The organism is Streptomyces sp. NPDC002643 (genome assembly GCF_053592555.1).
In genome coordinates this window covers 1-23,623 of record NZ_JBSFVY010000063.1, presented here as the reverse complement: position 1 = coordinate 23,623, position 23,623 = coordinate 1, and the positions used below count along the sequence as shown (strand labels likewise).

The 23,623-nt window shown below is 71.4% G+C and carries 16 protein-coding genes and 1 pseudogene; 9 read left to right on the top strand and 8 right to left on the bottom strand.

Annotation, left to right across the window (positions count from 1 at the left end; all coding sequences use genetic code 11):
- Positions 1 to 19: 19 nt before the first annotated feature.
- Positions 20 to 1,612 carry an MGH1-like glycoside hydrolase domain-containing protein gene (locus ACWD4G_RS44625; RefSeq protein ID WP_451304298.1) on the bottom strand — a complete coding sequence of 531 codons (1,593 nt, stop codon included), beginning with the start codon at positions 1,610 to 1,612 and terminating at the stop codon, positions 20 to 22.
- A 271-nt stretch (positions 1,613 to 1,883) separates the two neighbouring features.
- Here ACWD4G_RS44625 and ACWD4G_RS44620 point away from each other — a divergent pair, with 271 nt between their 5' ends.
- Both ACWD4G_RS44620 and ppdK read left to right on the top strand, forming a co-directional pair.
- Entirely contained in the window at positions 1,884 to 3,083 is a 1,200-nt protein-coding gene (locus tag ACWD4G_RS44620) for an ROK family protein (RefSeq protein ID WP_451304310.1), read from the top strand.
- Between the two features lie 491 nt (positions 3,084 to 3,574).
- Positions 3,575 to 6,322, top strand: coding sequence for a pyruvate, phosphate dikinase (gene ppdK, locus ACWD4G_RS44615; protein ID WP_451304296.1), 2,748 nt, complete (start codon positions 3,575 to 3,577; stop codon positions 6,320 to 6,322).
- A gap of 215 nt (positions 6,323 to 6,537) precedes the next feature.
- Here ppdK and ACWD4G_RS44610 read toward each other — a convergent pair.
- Positions 6,538 to 7,457: pseudogene (locus ACWD4G_RS44610) on the bottom strand (DUF4037 domain-containing protein).
- A gap of 124 nt (positions 7,458 to 7,581) precedes the next feature.
- Entirely contained in the window at positions 7,582 to 8,052 is a 471-nt protein-coding gene (locus tag ACWD4G_RS44605; protein ID WP_451304294.1) for an SRPBCC family protein, read from the bottom strand.
- Between the two features lie 93 nt (positions 8,053 to 8,145).
- On the opposite strand from ACWD4G_RS44605, the gene ACWD4G_RS44600 reads away from it, so the two are divergent.
- The 5 genes from ACWD4G_RS44600 (at position 8,146) to ACWD4G_RS44580 (ending at position 15,588) form a co-directional block, all read left to right on the top strand.
- Positions 8,146 to 8,928, top strand: a complete 783-nt coding sequence (locus tag ACWD4G_RS44600) for a DeoR/GlpR family DNA-binding transcription regulator (protein ID WP_451304292.1) — start codon at positions 8,146 to 8,148, stop codon at positions 8,926 to 8,928.
- Positions 8,929 to 8,933: 5 nt separating this feature from the next.
- Positions 8,934 to 9,287 carry a hypothetical protein gene (locus ACWD4G_RS44595; RefSeq protein WP_451304290.1) on the top strand — a complete coding sequence of 118 codons (354 nt, stop codon included), beginning with the start codon at positions 8,934 to 8,936 and terminating at the stop codon, positions 9,285 to 9,287.
- A gap of 120 nt (positions 9,288 to 9,407) precedes the next feature.
- On the top strand, positions 9,408 to 11,414 hold the full coding sequence (locus tag ACWD4G_RS44590) for a tetratricopeptide repeat protein (protein ID WP_451304288.1): 2,007 nt from the start codon (positions 9,408 to 9,410) through the stop codon (positions 11,412 to 11,414).
- Positions 11,415 to 11,492: 78 nt separating this feature from the next.
- On the top strand, positions 11,493 to 13,502 hold the full coding sequence (locus ACWD4G_RS44585) for a tetratricopeptide repeat protein (protein ID WP_451304286.1): 2,010 nt from the start codon (positions 11,493 to 11,495) through the stop codon (positions 13,500 to 13,502).
- Between the two features lie 1,150 nt (positions 13,503 to 14,652).
- Entirely contained in the window at positions 14,653 to 15,588 is a 936-nt protein-coding gene (locus ACWD4G_RS44580; RefSeq protein WP_451304308.1) for an oxidoreductase, read from the top strand.
- Positions 15,589 to 15,712: 124 nt separating this feature from the next.
- On the opposite strand, the gene nirD is transcribed toward ACWD4G_RS44580, so the two are convergent.
- From nirD to ACWD4G_RS44565, 3 genes are read right to left on the bottom strand one after another with little or no spacing between them, the layout of a single operon-like run.
- Complete coding sequence (gene nirD, locus ACWD4G_RS44575; RefSeq protein WP_451304284.1) at positions 15,713 to 16,063, bottom strand: nitrite reductase small subunit NirD; 351 nt, start codon at positions 16,061 to 16,063, stop codon at positions 15,713 to 15,715.
- Positions 16,060 to 18,675 (bottom strand): nitrite reductase large subunit NirB, encoded by a 2,616-nt coding sequence (gene nirB, locus ACWD4G_RS44570; RefSeq protein ID WP_451304282.1) that lies wholly within the window; start codon positions 18,673 to 18,675, stop codon positions 16,060 to 16,062. The genes nirD and nirB overlap by 4 nt, the downstream gene beginning before the upstream one ends.
- The gene (locus ACWD4G_RS44565) at positions 18,676 to 19,920 is read right to left on the bottom strand and encodes an NAD(P)/FAD-dependent oxidoreductase (RefSeq protein ID WP_451304280.1); all 1,245 of its coding nucleotides are present in this window, start codon (positions 19,918 to 19,920) and stop codon (positions 18,676 to 18,678) included.
- A gap of 259 nt (positions 19,921 to 20,179) precedes the next feature.
- Between ACWD4G_RS44565 and ACWD4G_RS44560 the strand changes: the two genes are divergently transcribed.
- Positions 20,180 to 20,965 carry a sulfite exporter TauE/SafE family protein gene (locus ACWD4G_RS44560; protein ID WP_451304278.1) on the top strand — a complete coding sequence of 262 codons (786 nt, stop codon included), beginning with the start codon at positions 20,180 to 20,182 and terminating at the stop codon, positions 20,963 to 20,965.
- Positions 20,966 to 21,000: 35 nt separating this feature from the next.
- On the opposite strand, the gene ACWD4G_RS44555 is transcribed toward ACWD4G_RS44560, so the two are convergent.
- Entirely contained in the window at positions 21,001 to 21,687 is a 687-nt protein-coding gene (locus tag ACWD4G_RS44555) for a class F sortase (protein ID WP_451304276.1), read from the bottom strand.
- A 253-nt stretch (positions 21,688 to 21,940) separates the two neighbouring features.
- Entirely contained in the window at positions 21,941 to 22,492 is a 552-nt protein-coding gene (locus ACWD4G_RS44550; protein ID WP_451304274.1) for a hypothetical protein, read from the bottom strand.
- A 383-nt stretch (positions 22,493 to 22,875) separates the two neighbouring features.
- Between ACWD4G_RS44550 and ACWD4G_RS44545 the strand changes: the two genes are divergently transcribed.
- Positions 22,876 to 23,457, top strand: coding sequence for an NADPH-dependent FMN reductase (locus ACWD4G_RS44545; RefSeq protein WP_451304272.1), 582 nt, complete (start codon positions 22,876 to 22,878; stop codon positions 23,455 to 23,457).
- The last annotated feature ends 166 nt before the right edge of the window (positions 23,458 to 23,623 follow it).

Below are 23,623 nucleotides of genomic sequence, written 5' to 3'. Positions count from 1 at the left end.
CGGCCCCCTCCCTTGTCACTCACATCGCACGTGTCGAACTCGGCCTGGTTGCCGTACTGGTCGTCGTGCTGGTCGTCGTGGTCGCGCTGTTCCGCGGGGCGTCGGCGCCGTGGGGGAGCCGCCGTCCGTGGTCGTCGTGGTGCAGCAGATCGAGGGTGAGCGCGGCGGTCCAGCCGAACCGGAGGGCACCACAGGCCTCACCGCTGTACGGGTCCACGTACTCGGCGAACCCGGACGCCTCCGCCGTGCGCACCATCGCCGCCCGCAAGGCGTCCGCCCGCGCCACCTCCCCGTGCACCCTGAGCCCCCGCTCCACCAGCCAGTTGGTGTTGAACCAGGCGGGGCCCCGCCAGTACCGCTGCCGGTCGAACGCCTCACCGAGGAGGTCGTAGGACGGCACGAGCAGCGTGGTGTCGCCGAGGCCGAAGTGGGGGCCGTGGATCGTCCGCACGAGCGCCGACGCGACAGGGCGGGGGAGGCCGGGGAGGAGGAGGGGGACGAGGCCGGAGACGCCGCGCTCGGGGATGAGCGCGCCGGTCATGACGTCACGGCAGAAGAACATGCCCTCCGCCGGGTCCCACAGCCGCTCCACCAGGGCTGTCGTCAGCCGCTCGGCGCGGGCGTGCCGTGCCGTGCCCGGGGCGCCCAGTTCCTTCGCGATCCGGGCGAGCGCGTGTTCGGAGGCGATGAGCAGGGCGTTGAACGCCGGGTCCTCCACGGCGAAGCCGTTGCCCGCCGCTCCGCCCGTCGCGCTGCCTCCGGCTCCGCCGACGACGGCTCCGCCTGCCCCGCCGCCGGCGGCGCTCACCCCGTCCCGGTACCCGGCGTCGCGGTAGTCCGTCGCGAGGCGTACGTACCGGCCGTAGTCCAGGTCTGTCGGGCGGTCCTCGGGGGCGCCGTGGTCCAGGTCGGCTCGGCGGAAGGAGCGGGCCGGGGCCGGATGGACACGGGAGAGGGGGGCGTCCCAGGCGGGGCTGTTGTCCATGCCCTGTTCCCAGGGGTGGACCACCGAGGCCAGCCCGGCGCCGCCCAGGTCCCGGCGGTGCAGGAGATAGCGGTGCCAGGCGGCCAGGCGCGGATACACCCGTGTCAGGAAGCCGCGCGCCCGGGAGAGCCCGGGGTCGGAGCGGTGCACCAGCCACGCGGCCAGCGCGTGCGTCGGCGGCTGCACGATCCCCGAGGTCTGCACGGTACGCGGGGCGCCCGCGGCGCGCCCCGCGGTCGAGGAGCGCCAGAAGTCGGGGCTCGGGAAGTACGCGTCGAGGGGCACCGCGGGGTTGAACACGATGTGCGGAATCCGCCCGTCGCCCCACTGCGCGTCGAGCAGCGTCTCCAACTCCGTCTGCGCCCGCAGCGGCGACAGATGCCTGAGCCCGATCGCGATGAACGCCGAGTCCCACGACCACTGATGCGGATACAGCGTGCGCGACGGCACCGTGGACCGCCCCGTCCAGTTGTCCTCCAGCACCTGAGCCGCCCCACGGTGCAGCGCGTCAGCGGCATCGGCGGGATCGGCGGGATCGGCGGGATCGGCGGGATCGTATACATCGACCCGGCCGGACGCGTCCGCGCCGGTCACATGGTGTGCGGTGAGGTGGGTCGTGCGGTCCACTCAGGGCTCCCCGAGGACAAGGTGCCGACGGGTTCGGCAGCAACTACCGTAGGGTTACGTCTATTTAACACGCAAAACTCAATATGTAATGCAGAGTTGGTGAACGCAAGAGGGAGAGCGGCAATGCTTTCCGCGTTACCGCTTGCCGTCGGCCTCGCATCGGCCCTCGGCGGGGGTGGATGATCGTGGCAGCGGCCGTGTCAACAGCGCGAAGCGGTCAGGCGTACGAAGCGGTCGGTTGAGCGCCAGGGGGAAGGGGAGGGACGTCGAGGTGGGCGGTCACGCGGGTGTCGGGGATCTGCTGGAGCTGGTGCGCAGCGGACGGGCGACGACGCGTGGCGCGCTCCAGCAGGCGACAGGCCTGTCCCGGGCGACGGTCGGCCAGCGTCTGGACCGGCTCTTCCGCGCGGGCTGGCTGCGCGAGGGCGCCGGCGGCCCGGTGGGCTCCCCGCTCGGCGGCCGTCCCTCCATCACCCTCGAATTCGACGACGAGCACGCCGTGGTCCTCGCCGTCGACCTGGAGACCCGGCACGCCCGCGCCGCCGTCCTCTCCCTCACCGGCGAGATCCGGTCCGAGCACGCGGGCCCCCTGTTCATCGAGGACGGACCCGACGCCGTACTGGACGAACTGGGCCGCTGGTTCGCCGAGTTGCTGGAGAAGGCGGGCCGCCCGGCGGACGCGGTGTGCGGGATGGGGCTGGCCGTACCGGGCCCGGTGGACACCGAGACGGGCCGGGTCGTACAGCCGCCGATGATGCCCGGCTGGGACGGCTACGACATAAGGGGCCGCCTCTCCCGCGCCTTCACCGAACACGCGTCCGGCCCCACCGGCACCCCGGTCCTCGTCGACAACGACGCCAACCTCATGGCGTACGGGGAACAGCGCGCCGCGTACGCCGACTGCTCGGCCTTCGCCCTGGTCAAGGTCTCCACGGGGATCGGCGCCGGGGTGGTCGTGGACGGCTCGATCTACCGGGGCATCGACGGCGGCGCCGGCGACATCGGCCATATCCGGGTGCCGCAGGGCGCGGACGCGCTGTGCCGCTGTGGCTCGTACGGCTGTCTGGCGGCCGTCGCGAGCGGGGGCGCGGTCGCGCGCAAGCTGACGGAGGCGGGGGTTCCGGCGGCCTCCGGCTCGGATGTGCGCGATCTGCTGACGGCCGGGCATCCGGGCGCGACGGCGCTGGCGCGGGAGGCGGGCCGGGCCGTGGGGGACGTACTGGCGACCGTGGTGACCCTGCTGAACCCCGGCGTCCTGATGATCGCCGGTGATCTGGCCGGAACCCCCTTCCTCACCGGCGTCCGCGAACTCCTCTACCAGCGCGCCCTGCCCCGTTCCACCGCCCACCTCGACGTCGTCACCTCCAAGCTCGGTGAACGGGCGGGCCTGATCGGGGCGGGAGCCCTGGTCGTGGAGCACTTGTACGCGCCGGGCCGGGTGGAGGAGCGGCTGGCGGCGCTCGGGGTGTAGCCGCTGGTGGGCGCTCGGGGTGTAGCGGCTGGTGGTGGCCGGGTGGGTGACGGGTGGGTGACGGGTGGGGTGTGACGGGCGTATTTCCGTCCCGCTACCTGTCCGCAGGGCGTCCGCATGGTGAAATCCTGCCGCCTCGAACGGCGTGATTCTCGCCACCCCTGATCGGGGTGCTGCTCAGATGAGCGATTCTCGATCGACTCCGCTTCTTCAACCTCTGGCACTCAGTGCCATCGTTTGATCGTTCATCGAGCGAACTCAGGCGTGTGGAATCGCGCTCATGTGAGCGGGAAGGGGAGGTGGAGGGCGGGCGTCCCTTCAAGAAGTGAACTCATCGGCGTGTCATTCCTTGCCATCCCTTGACTTTCGATCTGGTGGCGGACGGGTGGTTACAGGCGCATGACGCGCAAGTGGACGTACCCAGGTGCCTTCGATCTGGGTATGTTCCTCGCCGTCAGGGCAGCCATCGCGTCCTCAAGGAGTTGGGACCCGTGTCGGAAAACAAAGATCCCCACGTAGGCCACGAAGCTCGCAGCGTTGAGGGCGTGAAGTTTGTTTATGACTTCACCGAAGGCAACAAGGACCTGAAGGACCTCCTCGGCGGCAAGGGCGCGAACCTCGCCGAGATGACCAACCTCGGTCTCCCCGTGCCCCCCGGCTTCACCATCACCACCGAGGCCTGCAAGGTCTACCTCGACAGCGGCGACGAGCCCGCGGCACTCCGTGACGAGGTCACCGCTCATCTGACGGCCCTCGAAGAGAAGATGGGCAAGAAGCTCGGCCAGGCCGACAACCCGCTGCTCGTCTCGGTCCGCTCCGGTGCCAAGTTCTCCATGCCCGGCATGATGGACACGGTCCTGAACATCGGCCTCTCCGACAAGTCCGTGAAGGGCCTCGCCGACCAGGCCGGCGACGAGCGCTTCGCCTGGGACTCGTACCGCAGGCTCATCCAGATGTTCGGCAAGACGGTCCTCGGCGTCGACGGCGATCTCTTCGAGGAGGCGCTGGAGTCGGCGAAGACGGCCAAGAAGGTCGTCGTCGACACCGACCTCGAAGCGGCCGACCTGAAGAAGCTCGTCACCAAGTACAAGAAGATCGTCAAGGCCGAGGCGGGCCGGGACTTCCCGCAGGACCCGCGCGAGCAGATGGACCTCGCCATCAAGGCCGTCTTCGACTCCTGGAACGGCGACCGCGCCAAGCTCTACCGCCGCCAGGAGCGCATCCCGCACGACCTCGGCACCGCCGTCAACATCTGCTCGATGGTCTTCGGCAACCTCGGCCCCGACTCCGGCACCGGCGTCGCCTTCACCCGCGACCCCGCCTCCGGCCACCAGGGCGTCTACGGCGACTACCTGCAGAACGCCCAGGGCGAGGACGTCGTCGCGGGCATCCGCAACACCGTCCCGCTGGCGGAGCTGGAGTCGATCGACAAGAAGTCGTACGACCAGCTGATGCAGATCATGGAGACGCTGGAGAACCACTACAAGGACCTCTGCGACATCGAGTTCACGATCGAGCGCAGTCAGCTGTGGATGCTCCAGACCCGGGTCGGCAAGCGCACGGCGGGCGCGGCCTTCCGTATCGCGACGCAGCTCGTGGACCAGGGGCTGATCGACGAGGCGGAGGCGCTTCAGCGCGTCACCGGCGCCCAGCTCGCGCAGCTGATGTTCCCCCGCTTCGACGAGTCCGCGAAGGTCGAGAAGGTCGGCCGGGGCATCGCGGCGTCGCCGGGTGCGGCGGTCGGCCGCGCGGTCTTCGACTCGTACACGGCCGTGAAGTGGTCGCGTTCGGGCGAGAAGGTCATCCTGGTCCGCCGGGAGACCAACCCCGACGACCTGGACGGCATGATCGCGGCGGAGGGCATCCTGACCTCGCGCGGCGGCAAGACGTCCCACGCGGCCGTGGTCGCCCGAGGCATGGGCAAGACCTGTGTCTGCGGCGCGGAGGAGCTGGAGGTCGACACCAAGCGGCGCCGGATGACCGTCCCCGGCGGCCATGTGGTGGAGGAGGGTGACCTCATCTCCATCGACGGTTCGAGCGGCAAGGTCTACCTGGGCGAGGTGCCGGTAGTCCCCTCCCCGGTGGTCGAGTACTTCGAGGGCCGGATGCACGCGGGCGCCCAGGACGCCGACGAACTGGTCGAGGCGGTCCACCGCATCATGGCCTTCGCCGACCGCAAGCGCCGTCTGCGGGTGAGGGCCAACGCCGACAACGCCGAGGACGCGCTGCGCGCCCGCCGCTTCGGCGCCCAGGGCATCGGCCTGTGCCGTACGGAACACATGTTCCTCGGCGACCGCCGTGAACTGGTCGAACGCCTGATCCTGGCGGACACGGAGGCGGAGCGCGAGGAGTCGCTGCGCGCCCTGCTGCCCCTGCAGAAGAAGGACTTCGTCGAACTCTTCTCGGCGATGGACGGCCTCCCGGTGACGATCCGTCTCCTGGACCCGCCGCTGCACGAGTTCCTCCCGGACATCACGGAACTCTCGGTCCGCGTCGCCCTGGCGGAGTCCCGTCAGGAGCCCCACGAGAACGAACTCCGCCTCCTCCAGGCCGTCCACCGCCTGCACGAGCAGAACCCGATGCTGGGCCTGAGGGGTGTGAGGCTGGGCCTGGTCATCCCCGGCCTCTTCACCATGCAGGTCCGGGCCATCGCGGAGGCGGCCGCCGAGCGCAAGAACGCCAAGGGCGACCCGCGCGCCGAGATCATGATCCCGCTGGTCGGCACGGTCCAGGAGCTGGAGATCGTACGCGAGGAGGCCGACGCGGTGGTCGCGGAGGTCGAGGCGGCGACCGGTACGTCGCTCAAGCTGGCGATCGGCACGATGATCGAGCTGCCGCGCGCCGCCCTCACCGCCGGCCAGATCGCGGAGGCGGCGGAGTTCTTCAGCTTCGGCACGAACGACCTGACGCAGACCGTCTGGGGCTTCAGCCGCGACGACGTGGAAGCCTCCTTCTTCACCGCGTACCTGGAGAAGGGCATCTTCGGGGTCTCCCCCTTCGAGACGATCGACAAGGACGGCGTGGGCTCGCTGGTGAAGCTGGCGGCCGAGGCGGGCCGTGCGACCCGCCCCGACCTGAAGCTCGGCGTCTGCGGCGAACACGGCGGCGACCCGGAGTCGGTCCACTTCTTCCACGAGGTCGGCCTGGACTACGTCTCCTGCTCCCCCTTCCGCATCCCGGTGGCCCGCCTGGAGGCAGGCCGCGCGGCATCGGAGTCGACGGGCAGCGACCACAGGTAACAACCACTACAGGCAGGGGCGTTGGGCGTAGCCCCTGAGTTGAGACCCCGGAACCGCCGCTTGTCCCCGACCGACCCTCACCGATGGGCGGCGGTTCCGGTTCACGAAAAGAGGGCGGCATCCCGTGCGGGGGGTGCCGCCCTCGTTCGTACGCGCGGCCAAGGCCGGGCCGTCGCTGCCCAACCGGCGGACCTCTCAAGGTGGTGGGGCCGGGTTCACCGTTTCGGGCAAGTGAGCGTGGTCTGGGTGGCGGCGCGGGTCAGCTCGGGGCGGCTGAGGACGTCTGTGCTGTCGGTGAACTGGTCGACGGCCCCGATCGTCGGCAGGCCGCGGACGGTGGGGTCGGTGATGCGGGCGGTCAGAGCGGCGGTGAAGCGTTCCGCGCGCAGGACCCTGAAGGGGCGGCTGTGGTAGGCCCTGGTGGCCGGGTCGACCGGATCGGTGAGGGCGAGCCGGTTGTGCAGGGCGGCGATGGCTTCGTAGGCGCGGACCAGGTGCTGCTCGCGGGTGTGCCAGTCGGTTGCGGCCAGGACGGCGGTGAGGTGCGGGGTGAGCTCCGGGGCCCGGGGGATGCGGGCGAAGGCGCTGCCGAGCCATTTGCCGTAGGGCGGATAGCGGCGGTCCATGAGCAGGCAGAGCCGCATGAGATCACGCACCAGGCGGGCGGCGACGACGGCGGAGCCCAGCTCGTCGCCCACCTCACCGCAGCGGCCGACGAACGCCTCTTCCTGGGAGACCCGCTGCCACTGGCAGGCGAGCAGGTACAGCCAGAGATCGTGGGGATACCAGTCGAGGTGGGCCCGGGCCGGTGCGAGCTGTCCGAGCCCGTCGTGGAAGACGGCGCCGGCGGTGACCTCCGCGAGGAGTTGGGTGGGGGTGGCCAGCCCGAGAGCAGTGTGCTGAGGCGCTCGCCGTGGCTGACGGCGTCCTGCGGGCTCAGGAAGATCTGCAGGCGGGGACCCCACTCGTGGTCCGCGGAGCGGGCGGAGTCGAACCCGAGGACCTCCGAGCCGCTGCCGAGACGGGCGGCGGAGTGCGCCATCCCCGGGGCCGCCTCGTCCAGCACGGGGCGTACGGCTTCCAGGTAGAAGCGGCGGGAGAGCTCCAGACCGGGAATGAAGACGGGCTTGGTCATGCCGGGAGGGTGCCGGATCGACGCGTCGACGGTCGAAGGGTTTTCCTGCCCGGCGGTTCAGCGGTTCAGCGGTTCAGCGGTTGCCGGCGGTTCGACAGGTCGGGGCTTCTCGCGGCTTTCCGCGTCAGCTGGTCGGCTCGACGTACGCCGCCAGGTTGGCCAGCGAAGAGGCGATGCCGGTCTCGTGGGCGGATTGGTCGATGCCGGGTGGGACGTCGGTGGCGGTGACCGTTACCTGGGTTGATCCGTCGGCGGTGGGTGTCAGGTGCCAGGTCATGGTCATCGTGCCCGCGTACGCCGGGTCCTCGGACTCGAACACCGCCTGCTGGACGACGCGTTCGGGACGGACCAGGTCGGTGAAGGCGACCTCCACGACGTCCGTCGCGTCCGATGACTTGCCGGGGCCGCCGGTGGCGTCGACGTACGTGAGGATCATGCGGAAGCCGCCGCCGGGGCGAGGGTCCCAGCGTTCGATCCGTCCGCGCATGCCGTCCGGTGGGAGCCAAGCCTCCAGGGACTCGCGGTCGAGGAGGGCGTCGTAGACGGCCGTCGGTGCTGCGGCGATCAGCCTGCCGGCGCGGTCGGTCCTGGGCATGGCCCGAGTCTAGGACCGGGAAACGGCGGGCGCGGCGGTGGGCGCTCGGTGCGGCGGATGGGCGTCGTGTGGTGACGTGTAGTGTTCCGTGGCGTGTTGGCTGAGGGGCGTCATCGACTGATTCTGCGGGCGTTGAGGTCCGGCGGTGCGGCCTCCGTGGCCGAGTTGTCGGAGCGGTTGGACGTCAGTGCGGCGACGATCCGGCGGGACCTGCTGAAGCTCGAAGCGGACGGGCTGCTCACCCGCGTGCATGGGGGAGCGGTCGTCGAGGAGGAGCAGCCGGCGCCGTTCGACGAGGCCGCGGCGGTTCAGGTGGCCGAGAAGGACGCCATCGCCGCGCGGGCCGCCGCGATGATCGAGGACGGGCAGTCGGTCATCCTGGACAGCGGTACGACCGTTCATCGGCTGGCACGTCAACTGCGTGGGCGTCGGCTGACCGTGATCACGAACAACCTCGCCGTGTACGAGGAACTCATCGACGACGAGCAGGTCGAGTTGATGCTGCTCGGAGGCATGGTCATCCGCGAGTCACGGATGCTGGACGGCTTCATGGCCGAGGAGAATCTGCGGCAGGTGCACGCCGACTGGTTCTTCATGGGGGCCTGTGGCGTGCGGCCCGGCGGACAGGTCATGGACACCACCGTCGCCGAGGTGCCCGCCCGGCGCGCGATGATCGCCGCCGGGGACAAGGTGGTGCTGCTCGCGGACCGGAGCAAGTTCCCCGGTACGGGAATGGTGAAGATCTGCGGGCCGGAGGAGTTGGACATGCTGGTCACCGGCGCGCCGGCCGACGAGCCGACCTGTTCCGCACTCGGCGAGGCCGGGGTGCGCGTCGTGTCGACTTCCGCTGATGACCTTCAGGATCTTGGGGAGTGAGTGCGGTGACCGACGTGCGGGAGACCACCGTCCTGTGGCGGCCCACCGGGCCCAAGGAACTGGAGTTGGTGCGGGAGTCGGGGTGGAAAGCCTGGCCCCCTCGGCTTCCCGAGCAGCCGATCTTCTACCCCGTACTCAACGAGGAGTACGCCGTGAAGATCGCCCGCGACTGGAACGTGAAGCATGACGGGGCCGGATTCGTGACCCGGTTCGCGGTGGACACCGAGTTTCTGCGGCGGTACCCGGTGCGGCAGGCCGGTGGCGAGACCATCCTTGAACTGTGGGTGCCCGCCGAGGAGCTTGAGGAGTTCAACGCCCACATCGAGGGCGAGATCGAGGTCGTGCACGAGTTCCGCTGAGGTCGGGGGCCGGGGGACTCCGACCATTCCTCTGGCACGATCCTCCAGCCATTCCTCTGGCACGACCTCCAACCATTCCTCTGGCACGACCTCCAACCATTCCTCTGGCACGATCTTCGGATGCGCGAGCAGACACCCTCCGAGACACAGAACGACGACAACGCCGAGTCGGCGGCCGCCGAGGCCGGGCGGCCCGGGGCGGCCCGGACCTATGCCGAACTCCTCACCGAACAGGGCCTGGTGGACGAGGCCCTGCCCTGGTGGGAGAAGGCGGCCGTCGAGGAAGGCGACGCCGACGCCGCCCGTGCCCTCGCCGAAGTCCATCGCGGCCGGTGGGAGTTCGAGGAGGCCGAGCGCTGGTATCGCACGGCCGCCCAGCGGGACGGGGGCTGTGCGTTCGGGCTGGCCTCCCTGCTGGAGGAGGCGGGGGACACCGCCGGGGCCGAGGAATGGTACGCGCGGGGCGCCGAACTGGGCAGCCTGGAGTCCCTGACCCAGGGGGCCGTGCTGCTCGCCCTGCGCGGTGAGTGGGACGAGGCGCAGGAGCGGCTCCAGGACGCGTACGACCGGGGCCACCACGACGCCGGACACACGCTGAACACCATCGACAACATCACGAGCGAGCTGTACCGCTGGGAATGCGCCCTCGACGACGCGGAGGCGGAGGAGGACGTGGAGGCCGCCGAGGAGGTGATGGGCGAACTCCTCGACGAGGAGAACGAGGAGATGTTCGACTGCAGCCCGTTCATGGCCCGGGAGGCGGAGGCCCTCTGCGCCAGGGCCGTGGCCCTCGGCAGCACCTCGGCCCTGGTCGACCAGGCCGTCTTCGTCGCCCGGGACCCCGCACGCCGGCCCGAGGCCCGCGCCCTCGCCGAGCGCGCCCATGAACTCGGCTACTCGGGCGCCGCGTACGTCCTCGGCGTCTGGTGCGAGGAGCGCGGGGAACTGCGCGAGGCCGAGCGGTGGTACCGGGCCGCCGCCGAGTCCGACAGCGGCCATGACGCCGCCTTCGCCAACCTCGGTCTGCTGTGCGAGCGCCAGCACCGGTTCGAGGAGGCGGAACGCTGGCTGCGCCGTACGGGGGCGGACGAGAACAGCGACTTCGACCCGTGGGACAGCACCGAGGAACTGGTCGTCCGGGCGCTCAAGGACATCGTCGAGGCACGCAACGCCCCCGAGTCACCGGCCGACCGTGAACTCAGGGAGCAGCTACCGGAGTTGAGGGCGGCGGCCGAGACGGAAGGCCCGGAGGAGATGTTCGCGTACGCCGACGCACTCGACAGGCTGCACCGGCTGCCGGAGGCCGCCGAGTGGTACCGGCGGATCGGCACCCCGCGCGCGCTCCTCGCCCTCGGCCGGATGCTGCACCAACGCGGCGGTGCCAAGGGCGCGTACCTGATACCGCTCTACGAGCCCGCCGCCGAGGAGGGCGACGCGAGCGCCGCGTACGACATCGGCGAGATCCACGATCCGGCCGAGGACCGCAGGGCGGCCGGGCTCTGGTTCCTGAAGGCGGCGCGGCTCGGGCACGGGCGGGCGGCATGGGCGCTGGCCTGGATGGCGGAACAGCGGGGCGGCGACCCGCAGTTCGCGGAGCGGTGGTATCTGCGGGCGGCGGAGAGCGGGTTGGCCCGGCCCGCCTACCTCGCGGGCGTGAGCATGGTGCGGCACGGCCGCCACGCCCAGGCCGAACCCTGCCTGAGGTCGGCATGGGACAAGGGTGTCGCCGAGGCGTCGTACCAACTGGGGCTGGCGGCACGGGCGCTCGGACGGGCGGACGAGGCCGTGGAGTGGCTGCGGCGGGCGGTCGAGCGGCGCGCGGACTTCACCCCCGAGCAGGACGGCCTCGACATGTCCCGCTTCGACGCGCGCCCCGAACTCATCGCCCTCCTCGCCGAGTCGGGGCGCGACGAGGAGGCGACGGCCGTCGTCACGGACCTCCTGGAGGAGTCCCCGTACCACCTCGTCGGCAACCGCCTCGCGGTCGTCCTCGCCCGCCGCCGGGAGGACACGGAGACGGTGGAACGATGCCTGGAGAAGATCGCCGAGTGGCCCCAGGCCAGGAAGGTCGGGGAGACGTTGGAGGAGATCCAGGACTTCCTGCGCCGGGTCTCGCATCCGCACTGAAGCAGGGGCCCGGGGGGGCTTGTTGGAGTGCCGCCCCCTCCGGAAACGCCCCCCGGGCCCATCTGACAGGCTCTGCGGATGCGAGAGCAGAAAGCCAGCGAGATACAGAACGACGACGACAACGCCGAGTTGGCCGCCGCCGAGGCCGGGACGCCCGGCGCGGCACGGGCCCACGCCGAACTCCTCACGAAGAAGCGGCGGGTGGACGAGGCCCTGCCCTGGTGGGAGAAGGCGGCCGTCGAGGAGGGGGACGCGTACGCCGCTCGTACGCTCGCCATCGTCCACAAGGACCGGTGGGACTTCGAGGAGGCCGAGCGGTGGTACCGCAGTGCCGCCGACCGGGACGGGGGCTGTGCCTTCGGGCTGGCCACGCTGCTGAAGGAGGCGGGGGACGCGGCCGGCGCGGAGGAGTGGTACGCGCGAGGCGCCGAACTGGGCAGCGTGGAGTGCCTGACCAACGGGGCCGTGCTGCGGGCCCGGGAACGGGGCGAGTGGGACGAGGCCCTGGCGATGCTCGGTGAGGCGGGCGAGAAGGGGGACCGGAAGGCCCACCAGGCCCACCACATCATCCAGATGATCCAGGACGACTTCGAACGCTGGCGGGACGACCTCGCCGACGCCGAGCGCGACGAGGACCCCGAAGCCGCCTACGAGGCACTGGCCGACCTGCGCGACCCCGAGTACAAGGGCATGTTCGACGCCTATCCGTCGACGCTGCGCGAGGCGGAGGCGCTGTACGCCCGAGCCGCCGCGATCGGCAGCACCAAGGCGCTCGTCGAGCAGGCCATCCTCGTGGAACGCGACCCCGACCGCTGGCCGGAGGCCCGCGCCCTCGCCGAGCGCGCCCATGAACTGGGCTACTCCGGGGGCGCGTTCGTCCTCGGTGTCTGGTCGGAGGAGCGCGGCGAACCGCGCGAGGCGGAGGACTGGTTCCGTACGGCGGCGGAGTCGGACGGCGGCCACGACGCCGCCTGCCTCCGGCTCGGTGTGCTGTGCCTGCGGCAGCGCCGATGGGACGACGCCGAGGAGTGGCTGCGCAGGCCCGGCGTGGACGAGGAGACCTACGATCCGTTCGATGGTGTCCAGGAGCGGATCGTCGACACGGCCAAGGAGGTCGCCGGGCTGCGGGCGAAGCCCGAGAGCGCGGCCGACACCGAGCGCCGGGAGCGGCTGCCGGAACTGAGGGCCGCCGCCGAGGCGGAGGGCGCCGGACCGGACGAGATGTTCGCGTACGCCGACGTGCTCGACCGGCTGGAGCGGCTGCCCGAGGCCGCCGAGTGGTACCGCCGGGCCGGAACCCCGCGCGCCCTCCTCGACCTCGGCCGCATGCTGGTCCAGGTCGGCGGAGCCAAGGGCATCCACATGATCCCGCTCTACGAGCCCGCGGCGGCGGCAGGGGACGCGAGCGCCGCCTACGACATCGCCGAGATCCACTCCGACGCCGGGGACAAGCGCTCGGCCGGGATCTGGTACCACCGGGCGGCCCGGCTCGGACACGGCCGCTCCGCCTGGCACGTGGGCTGGATCTCCGAGGAACGGGGCGGCGACCCGCAGTTCGCGGAGCGCTGGTACGTACGGGCGGCGGAGACCGGCCTGACCAGTCCGGCCTATCTCGCGGGCATGAGCATGGTCCAGTACGGGCGCCACGCCGAGGCCGAACGATGGCTGGTGATGGCCTGGGAGAACGGCAAGGTCGACGCGTCGTACTACCTGGGCCGGGCCCTGCGCGCCCTCGGCCGCGACGAGGAGGCCCTGGACTGGTGGCGCAGGGCCTATGAACGGCGCGGTGAGTTCGAACGCGAACGGTACGGCTTCGGCAAGCTCGATCTCCGTCCCGAATTCGCCGAATACCTCGTCGAGTTGGAGCGGGACGAGGAGGCCGCGGAGATCGTGGCGAACCTCCTGGAGGACATGCCCGGCCATCTGAAGGGCAACCGCTGCGCCGGAATCCTGGCCCGCCGCAGGGGCGACCTGGAGACCGCCGCCAAACACTTCGAGGAGATCGCCGACAGGGACAAGGACGGGAGCGCCGGGATGACGTTGAGGGAGATCAGGGAGCTGATGCGGCAGGTGACACACGGGCACTGAGGGAGGGGAGGGGGAAGGGGGGGCGCAGCCCGCCCTTCCCCCTCCAGGGGCGCGGGGCTGTGACATGTGCGGCTCCGCCGCGTGGGCGCTATCAGCCACGACCGACCGGCAGTCGCAGTACAACAGATCCCCCCGAGCTACTAGGCGCCCGACTCACGCACCCGGAGGCCAAAGGACACCGGCCCCGCACCGGACACACCGGACGAGGCGGACTCCCCGGCCGCCCGCCCGCCACTGCTCCGCAGGGGGCGCGACGGGGCCTCCGGCCCGGCCCGGCGGCGGGACGACGCTTCCGGCCGAGCGCGGCGGGAGGGCGGTGCTTTCTTCGCACACCCTGTACCCCTACCCCGACCACTGGGACCCGGACGCGCCCGCCTCGACCCGGGGGCCGGGGCGGCAGCCCGAGGCGGGCTTCGGCGTCGTCGCCCACCGCTCCGCCGACGGACTGCGGACGCGCCCGTCACGGCCGGGCCCCCGAACCGGGGCCCCCGGCCGGCGTCGGGCCCGCGCCGCCGAGACGCGGACGCGAGGCGCCGAACACGCGGCGTCCGGACGGCTCCCGGAGGCCCTGGCCGCCTGGCGGCAGGCCGCCTACCGGCAGGCCAACGAGGCGGGCAGCGGCGAGGCCGCGAACGCGCTGGGCCTGCTGCTGCGCGGCCGCGTACCCGCTGGGCCAGCTGTTGCGCGGCCGGAACGACCCGGAAGAAGCGCTCCGCTGGTTCGAACGGGCCGCCGTCCGGCGCGTCTTCGCGGCCTTCGGCAACGTCGGCGCCGTGTCGTACCCGCTGGGGGCCGGGCCGGGGCCGAGCACTGGTTCCGGCGGGCCATGGACGAGGGCGACTGGACGGCGGCGGTCAATCTCGCCGTGCTCCTCGTCGAACGCGGTGACCTCGCCGGAGCCGAGACCCTCCTGACCGCCGCCGAACGGGTGGACGTGCCCCGCTCGGCTCAGATGTCCTCCGCCCTCATGGAGGACCAGGGCCGCTTCGACGAGGCCGAGGAACTCGTCGCGCACCCGACGACCCACACCGAGTACCGGCCCCGCCCCGCCGCTTGCGGCCATGCGCCGGCACCGCCGATGCTGAACCGCACGCGCCTCGCGGCAACCGCGGGCAGCCACAGCACTTCGAGCGTTCGAGAAGGTGACGGCATGGCGGGCTGGAACGAGCGGGACATCCCCGACCAGAGCGGCCGCAGGGCCGTCGTCACGGGAGCCAACAGCGGTATCGGCTACGTCGCCGCCCGTGAACTCGCCCGGCACGGCGCCCATGTGGTCCTCGCCTGCCGCAGCGAGCAGCGCGGAGCCGCCGCCCTGGACCGTATGACCTCCGAAGTACCGGACGGCAGCATCGAGTTGATCCGACTCGACCTCGGGGACCTGGAATCCGTACGGGAGTTCGCGGCGGCCTACGAGCGGACACACGGGGACCGGCTGGACCTGCTGATCAACAACGCGGGGATCATGGCCGTACCGCAGGGCCGGACGGCGGACGGCTTCGAGACGCAGTTCGGGGTCAATCACCTGGGCCACTTCGCGCTCACGGGCCTCCTCCTCCCCGCGCTGCTCGCCACCCCCGGCGCCCGCGTCGTCACCCTCTCCAGCGCGATGCACCTGCGGGCCAACATCGACATCGACGACCTCAACAGCGAGCGGAAGTACGGGCGTTGGGTCGCCTACGGGCGGTCCAAGACAGCCAATCTGCTGTTCACGCACGAGCTGGCCCGGAGGCTGGAGAGCGGGGGCGCGGACGTGGTCGCCGCCGCCGCGCACCCGGGGTACGCCGCCACCAACCTCCAGGCCGCCGGGCCCAGCGCGGAAGGCCGCACGGGCCTGGAACGGTTCATGCGGATCGGCAACCGCTTCTTCGCCCAGTCCGCCGAGGCGGGCGCCCTGCCCACGCTGTACGCGGCCACCGCCCCCGGCGTCGCCCAGGACGCCTTCATCGGCCCGTCGATCATGATGTGGCGCGGTGCCCCCACCAGATCCCCCCGAGGCCCCTGGACCCTCGATGACCGCGCCGGCGAACTCCTCTGGGAGGAGTCGGAACGGCTGACCGGAGTGACGTACGACCAGTTGAAGGCGTAAGGCAGAGACCGAAGGCGTAAGGCAGAGACCGAAGGCGTGAAGCGGCGGCCGAAGGCGTGAAGCGGCGGCCGCGCCGGCACCGTTGCCGGGTCGACCGCCGCTTCATGTCATGGGCGAAGGCGTCTTACGCCGCCCGCACCTCGTACGCCGTGATCCGTACCGTCTCGTCGTCCAGGCACTGCCCGTTCTCCAGGTCGAAGCGCTGCTTCAGGAGCGGGGAGGCCACGAACGGGCGGCCCTGGTGGGTGCCGGTGAGGCCGCGGGAGAGGACGGCGGCGCCACCGAAGGGGTCGCGGTTGTCGATGGCGTACAGCTTGCCCGCGCGGTCGAGGAAGATCGCGGCCTGCTCGCCGTCGGGGAGCAGCGCGGCCACACCTCGGCCGGGGATCAGCAGCGCCAGATCGCAGACCGTGAACCAGTCGTCCGCCAGCCGCAGCTGGACCTTCACATCGGTCTTCTCGGGGGCCAGGGTCATCGCTGTGCGCTTCCTTCCAGGACTTCTTCGGCGGCGGCGGGCCGCAGGCCGATGGACAGCAGCGGCAGGTCGGGCTTGATCTGGTCGCGCTCGGGGACGAAGCCGACGACCGGGTCGGGGGTGTCGGGGGCGTTGACGAAGGACACGAACCGCGCCAGCTTCTCGGGGTCGTTGATCGTCGACGCCCACTCGTCGGCGTAGTGCGAGACGTGGTCCTTCATCAGGGACTCCAGTTCCTCGCAGATACCGAGGGAGTCCTCCACGACGACGTCCCGTACGTGGTCCAGGCCGCCGGGGATGCGCTCCAGCCAGGTCGAGGTGCGCTCCAGCCGGTCGGCGGTGCGGATGTAGAACATCAGGAACCGGTCGATCAGCTTGATCAGCTCGGCGTCGTCGAGGTCCTGGGCCAGCAGGTCCGCGTGGCGCGGGGTGGCGCCGCCGTTGCCGGCGACGTAGAGGTTCCAGCCGTTCGACGTCGCGATGACGCCGAAGTCCTTCGACTGGGCCTCCGCGCACTCACGGGCGCAGCCGGAGACGGCCGACTTGAGCTTGTGGGGCGACCGGAGGCCCCGGTAGCGCAGCTCCAGGTCGATCGCCATGCGGACCGAGTCCTGGACGCCGTAGCGGCACCAGGTCTGGCCGACGCAGGACTTCACCGTACGCAGGGACTTGCCGTACGCGTGGCCGGACTCGAAGCCGGCGTCCACCAACCTCGTCCAGATCAGCGGGAGTTGCTCCACCCGCGCGCCGAACATGTCGATGCGCTGGCCGCCGGTGATCTTCGTGTAGAGACCGAAGTCACGGGCGATCTCGCCGATCACGATCAGGCCCTCGGGGGTGATCTCACCGCCGGGGATGCGCGGGACGACCGAGTACGAGCCGTTCTTCTGGAGGTTGGCCAGGAAGTGGTCGTTGGTCTCCTGGAGGGCCGCCTGCTCGCCGTCGAGGACATAGCCGCTCGCGCCGATGGTCGGGGCGAGGGAGGCGATGATCGAGGCGACCGCCGGCTTGCAGATGTCGCAGCCGTCGCCGCCCTTGGCCTCGTCGCGGCCGTAACGGTCCAGCAGATCCTGGTACGTGTTGATGCGCAGGGCGAGGACGATCTCGTACAGCTCCTCGCGGGTCTGCGAGAAGCAGGCGCACAGGCCCTTGTCGACGACGACGCCGCCGGCCTCCAGCTCGGCGGTGACCAGCTGGCCCAGTACCTTGACGCACGAACCGCAGCCGGTGCCGGCCTTGGTGCACTTCTTGACCTCGGGGACGGTCGTGCACTTGTGCTCGGTGACCGCGCCCCGGATCGCGCCCTTGGACACGTTGTGGCAGGAGCAGATGATCGCCTCGTCCGGCAGCGCGGACGGGCCGAGCTGGGCGCCGCCACCGGAGCCCGCCGGAAGCACCAGCGACTCGGGGGAGACCGGCGGGACCGACCCGGTGAACGCCTTCAGCGTGCCGTACGACTCCGCGTCACCGACGAGGATGCCGCCGAGCAGCGTGCCGTCGCGGCCGATGACCAGCTTCTTGTACAGGCCCGAGCGGGAGTCGGAGTAGACGACGTCCAGGCAGTCGGCGGTCGCACCGTGCGCGTCGCCGAAGGAGGCCACGTCCACGCCGAGGAGCTTCAGCTTGGTGGAGAGGTCGGCGCCGAGGAAGGCCGCCTCGTCGCAGGCGATGGTCGCCGCCGCCGTCTCGGCCTGCTCGTAACCGGGGGCGACGAGCCCGTACACCCGGCCGTCCGCCGCAAGCGCGCACTCGCCGATCGCGAACACGCTCGGGTCGGAGACCGTCCGGCAATGCTCGTCGACGCTGATGCCGCCGCGCTCGCCGACGGTCAGGCCGCAGTCGCGGGCCAGCTGGTCGCGGGGCCGGACACCGGCGGAGAACACGACCATGTCGGTGGCCAGCTCGGACCCGTCGGAGAGCTTCATCCCCGTGACGGCACCCTCGGCATCGACGACGATCTCCTGCGTACCGACGCCCGTGTGGACGCTCAGCCCCATCTCCTCGATGGTCCGCAGCAGCGCGGCGCCACCGCCCTCGTCCACCTGGACGGGCATCAGCCGCGGCGCGAACTCCACGATGTGCGAGGTGAGCCCGAGCCCCTTCAGCGCACCGGCGGCCTCAAGCCCGAGCAGACCGCCGCCGACCACGGCACCGACCGTCGCCTTGCTCTTCGCGTACTCCTCGATCGCGAGCAGGTCCTCGATCGTGCGGTAGACGAAGCAGCCGGTGGCGTCCTTGTTCGGGACCGGCGGCACGAAGGGGTACGAGCCGGTGGCGAGGACGAGGACGTCGTACTCGAAGACCTGCCCGGACCGGGCGGTGACCTTCTTCGCCTCACGGTCGACGGTCTCGGCCGGGTCGCCGATGTACAGCTCGATACCGTGCTGCTCGATGAAGGCCATGTCGGTCATCGACAGGTCCTCGGGCGTCTTGCCCGCGAAGTACGAGGTGAGCGCGACACGGTCGTAGGCCGGGCGGGGCTCCTCGCAGAGGACGACCACGCGGTGCGTGGCGGTCAGGCCGCGCTCGGCGAGCGCTTCGAGGAAGCGCTGGCCGACCATGCCGTGGCCGACGAGCACGATCGTGGGGGTGGCCCCCAGGGTGGCGGACATTCAGGAGCCTCCATCGTTGGTGAGCAGGTGGAGCAGAGGGGCGCCGTCTCCGGGGAGCGGCTCTGCTCCCTCCCAGGCGCGGGCGAGCGCGCCGACGGTGCCGAGTTCGCCGACGAGCACCCCGCCGACCAGCCGGTCGTCCCGGACGACGACCTTGCGGTACGTGCCACGGGTGGCGTCGGCGAGCTGGATGACGTCATCACCGGGCCGGGGCTCGGTCTCGCCGAACGCGGCGAGGTCGAGGAAGTCCTGCCCGGCGAGCGTCAGCCGGGTCAGGGCACGGGTGCCGGTGTAGCGGGCGGCTGTGTTTCCGGCGTCCCCGGCCAGCAACTCGGCCAGTACGTCGGCCTGTTCGAGCGCGGGGGCGGCGAGCCCGTAGACGGTGCCCTCGAACTGGGCGCAGTCGCCGATGGCGTGGATGTACGGGTCGGAGGTGCGCAGCTCCTCGTCGACGAGGACGCCCTTGTGCACGGCGAGCCCCGCCTGGACGGCCAGACCGGCCCGGGGCCGGACACCACAGGCGAGAACGACGAGATCGACATCGAGGGCGTACCCGTCGGCCATCGACACCGACCGTACGGTCCCGTCGATGCTGTTGACGGCGCGGACCCGGGTCTCGGTGTGCACCTCGACACCGAGGTCGGTCAGATGCCGGCGCACCAACTTCGAGGCGGACGGGTCGAGTTGGCGCTCCATCAGCCGCTCGCCCTGCTGGGCGAGCACGACCTGGGCGCCGCGCAGCGCGAGCGCCCGCGCGGCGGAGACCCCGAGGAGCCCACCGCCGATGACGACGGCCCGCGACCCGGCCCGAACGGCCCGGGACAGTCCCAGACAGTCGTCCATGGTCCGGAAGGCATGCACGCCCTCGGGGAACTCGTGACGCTCCGGGTGCATGGGGTCGACCAGCCCCCGCAGGGGCGGCAGCACCGGGTTGGAACCGGTCGCGAGGACCAGCCGGTCGTATGCGATCACCGCGCCGTCCGCGAGATGTACGGCTCGCATCTCGCGGTCGATCTCGACCACCTGGCCCCGCGTGACCTCCGTCAGCTCCGCCGGAGCGGGCAGCGCGATCACCTCGGGCGCGTACCGTCCCGCCAGGACCTCGGCGAGCAGCACCCGGTTGTACGGGGTGTGCGCCTCCTCGCCGATCAGCGTGGCGGACATGCCCAGCTCGCCGAGCCGCCGGGCGAGACGTACACCCGCGAGGCCGGAGCCGATCACCACCACACGTTCATTCGAGGTCATGCCCTTGAGCGTGCGTTGCCGGTGTTACCCGACCGCATCACCTCTGTTTCCCACGAGGAACGCTGCCCTCCCCACCGGGCCGAGGGGGGTGTGAGGGGTTTCCGGCGGACGTGGGCGGGGTGTGAGAGGAGAGGGTACGGGGTGGGTGACCTGGGCTGACGAGGGTACGGCGTTGGCGACCGGCGATGATAGGGATCAACCTCAGATCGCGCTCAAGTCGATGGACGACCCACCTATCCCTCCGCATAGGGTCGCGATCATGCCCGACATATCGCTGACCATGGTCGTTCTGCTCTGTGCCGCCGCGCTCGCGGCCGGTTGGATCGACGCCGTGGTGGGCGGCGGCGGGCTCCTGCTCCTGCCGACCCTCCTCCTGGGCCTCCCGAACGGCGCCTCGGCCGCACAGTACGCCCTCGGCACCAACAAGGCGGTCGCCATCGTGGGCACCACGGGCGCGGCGGTGACGTACGTCCGCCGCACCCCGGTGGATGTGGGGATCGCCGTACGGATCGGCCTGGCGGCGCTCGCGGGCTCCACGGCGGGGGCTTTCGTGGCCGCCGGGATGAGTACGGAGGTGTTGAAGCCGGTGGTGATGGTGGTCCTCCTGGCCGTCGGCGCCTTCGTCATCCTGCGCCCCTCCTTCGGCACGGCCCCCGCCACCGGCCCGGCCTCCCCGCGCCGCGTCCTCGCCGCGATCGGGCTCGCGGGCGTCGGCATCGGCTTCTACGACGGCCTCATCGGCCCCGGCACCGGTACGTTCCTGGTGCTGGCCCTGACCGCCGTCCTCCACCTGGACCTGGTCACCGCCTCCGCCAACGCCAAGATCGTCAACTGCTGTACGAACGCCGGTGCCCTCGCCACGTTCGCCTGGAAGGGCACGGTGTACTGGCAGCTGGCCGCGCTGATGGCCGTCTTCAACCTCGTCGGCGGCACGGTCGGGGCGCACACCGCGCTGAAGAAGGGCAGCGGCTTCGTACGGGCCGTCCTGCTGACGGTCGTCTTCACGCTGGTGGCGAAGATGGCGTGGGAGCAGTGGGCGGGGTGAGGGGCGTACGGGGCTGCCCGGCCCTTTTGTGAAGGTCAGGCGGGTCGGGCGGGCCGGGCGGCGAGGCTGCCGGTGAGGTGGGCGAAGACGACGACGTTGCCCTGGTAGCCGGTGGAGCGGGAGTAGCCGCCGCCGCAGGTGATGACCCGTAGCTCCGGGCGCCCGGCCGCCCCGTAGACCTTCTTGTCGGGGAAGTTCCGCGCGTCGTAGACCTCCACCGCGTCCACGGTGAACAGCGCGGCGGTGCCGTCCCGTCGGGCGACCTCGATGACGGCGCCCCGCTTGAGCGCGCCGAGGTCGTAGAAGACGGCGGGGCCGTCGGCGTTGTCGACGTGGCCGGCGACGATGGCGGTGCCGCGTTCACCGGGGGCGGTGCCGGCCTCGTACCAGCCGGCCAGGTTCTTCCGCTCGGCGGGCGGGACGTCGAGACTGCCGGCCGGGGTGAGGCCGAGGCCCATCAGCGGGGCGTCCACCCGGATCGAGGGGATACGGACGCGGTGCGGCGGCGATGGCGGCAACGCCTCGGCCGCGGGCTCCTCGGCGCCCGAACGGATGTCGTCGCCCCGGCCGTGGGCCTGCGCGGCCGACGGCTGCGGCGGCGGATGCGCAGCGATCCCGCTGTGCAGCAACCACCCCCCCGCGCACAGCGCGACCACGGTCCCGCTCGCTATGAGCACATTGAGGGCGTTGAGGACATGAGCGAAACCGACGACCCTGCGCACGCGGGGCTCCTCTCCTGACAGTGGGCTGGCTGGTGGGTGAGGCGGTGGGGCGGTGGGTTGGTGGGGCGGTGACGAGGGGATCGCCGGGCCGGGCGATGGGGGCGGGCCGGGGGCTATGGGATGTCGGGACCCGGCGGTTCAAGGGTGCCGTCGGGCCGGTCGCGACTGCGTCCCTCCCCTCCGGGCCGAGGGGCGTCGGGCCCGGAGGGGAGGGGGACGGCGGTACCGGTGGACGGACAGCGGAGGGGGTCCGTCAGATCCCGTCGCCTCTCGCCCGGCGATGCAGGAGCCAGGTACCGCCCGCGGCGGCGACGGCCAGTGCCGCCACGCCCGCCGCGGTCTGCGTGGGGTCGGGACCGAGCGCGCCGCCGACCCCCGTCTTCACACTGCCCCTCGGATGCGCGGCCTGCTCCGGCCCGGAGCCGGTGAGGGACACCACGAGGTCACCGGAGACCCGCCGACCCCCCTTCGTACAGGTCACGACGATCTCGTACGTCCCCGGCTGCGCGCTCGGCGGCACCTCGAACCGCCCCTCGGGGCGCTGCTGCCCGGTATCGGGTGCGAGCGGGAAGAGCCCCGCCCCCACCGCGCTGGCGTCCCCCGTCGCCGTACCGTTCGCGCCGCAGGCCGCCGTGCTCACGGTGACCTCGTCGCCGGGTACGGCCCGCTTCGGCGACAGCTCCAGCCGTCCGGTGCCCTCCGCGCCGTACGCCGGAGCCACGGCGAGGGCCGCCGTGGCAACTGCCAGGGCCGCCACGGCGACGGCGAGGGCGGTTCCGGTCGACGGCCGGGCGGTACGTCGCATCGTGCACGCTCCTCCGAGAGTCCAGGTTCCTCCTCCGAGGTAAGGGGGAGACGACCGGAACCGCTCCCCGAGCGCCTGCCGGAAACAGGGCGAATCGAGGCCGGGGCGGGGTCGCGGAGGGGCGGGAATGGGAACGTTTGGGCAGTTCATCGCGGTGCGGCGAGATGAACGGGGGAGTCGAACGGGAAGGTGGGGGGCCGGGGGTGTGAACGGGTGACATGGGGCCCGACGGACGGCTTGACCTCAAGCGAAGTTGAGATACGAGGCTGGTCGCCATGAAGCGGACTACGAAATCCACGGAAGCCACGGAAGCCACGGAAGCCACGGAGACTCACGCAGGCACAGGCACAGGCACAGGCACAGGCACAGGCACCGGCGTCGGTGTGGGCATCGGCACCCCGTTGCGGGTGACGGTGGTCGTCGGAAGCAATCGTTCGGGGCGGTTCGGGCCGGTGGTGGCCGAGTGGCTGCTGGACCGGGTGCGGGAGCACGAGGACTTCGAGGCGGAGATCGTGGACGTCGCCGACATCGACCTGCCCACGACGTTCGCGCCGACGCCGGAGATCACGGCACAACTGGCCGCGATCACACCGAAGCTGGCGTCCGCGGAGGCGTTCGTCGTGCTGACCCCCGAGTACAACCACTCCTATCCGGCGGCCCTGAAGAACCTGATCGACTGGCACTTCCACGAATGGCGGGCCAAGCCGGTGGCTCTCGTCTCCTACGGCGGCATCTCCGGAGGCCTCCGCGCGACCGAACACCTCCGCCAGGTCTTCGCCGAACTCCACGCCACGACCATCCGGGACACCGTCTCCTTCCACAACGCCCACGGCTCCTTCGACCCCACCGGCCAACTGAAGGACACAACGGCCCCGAACAACGCCGCCAAGCTGATGCTGGACCAACTGGCATGGTGGGGCCGCGCATTGAGCGAGGCGAGGGAGAAGCGGCCGTATGGGGGGTGAGGGAGGGCGAGGAGGCTGAGGGCTCCATGGCGCGCGTGGGGGAGGGGCCGGAGGCCGACGGCACCAGGGCTGCCCATTACCTTCCTTGTAGAGCCCGGTTGGGGCTCGTGGCCTTCGGGGCCGGTATGGCTCGTTGCCCCTGTCCTTGATGATCCGGGGGGTGCTG

Excerpts from the sequence above, each read along its gene's own strand:
- ACWD4G_RS44585 (WP_451304286.1), top strand. The coding sequence starts at position 11,493 with ATGCGAGAGCAGAAAGCCAGCGAGATACAGAACGACGACGACAACGCC.
- ACWD4G_RS44565 (WP_451304280.1), bottom strand. The coding sequence starts at position 19,920 with ATGACCTCGAATGAACGTGTGGTGGTGATCGGCTCCGGCCTCGCGGGT.
- ACWD4G_RS44590 (WP_451304288.1), top strand. The coding sequence starts at position 9,408 with ATGCGCGAGCAGACACCCTCCGAGACACAGAACGACGACAACGCCGAG.
- ACWD4G_RS44560 (WP_451304278.1), top strand. The coding sequence starts at position 20,180 with ATGCCCGACATATCGCTGACCATGGTCGTTCTGCTCTGTGCCGCCGCG.
- ACWD4G_RS44605 (WP_451304294.1), bottom strand. The coding sequence starts at position 8,052 with ATGCCCAGGACCGACCGCGCCGGCAGGCTGATCGCCGCAGCACCGACG.
- nirD (WP_451304284.1), bottom strand. The coding sequence starts at position 16,063 with ATGACCCTGGCCCCCGAGAAGACCGATGTGAAGGTCCAGCTGCGGCTG.
- nirB (WP_451304282.1), bottom strand. The coding sequence starts at position 18,675 with ATGTCCGCCACCCTGGGGGCCACCCCCACGATCGTGCTCGTCGGCCAC.
- ACWD4G_RS44580 (WP_451304308.1), top strand. The coding sequence starts at position 14,653 with ATGGCGGGCTGGAACGAGCGGGACATCCCCGACCAGAGCGGCCGCAGG.
- ACWD4G_RS44550 (WP_451304274.1), bottom strand. The coding sequence starts at position 22,492 with ATGCGACGTACCGCCCGGCCGTCGACCGGAACCGCCCTCGCCGTCGCC.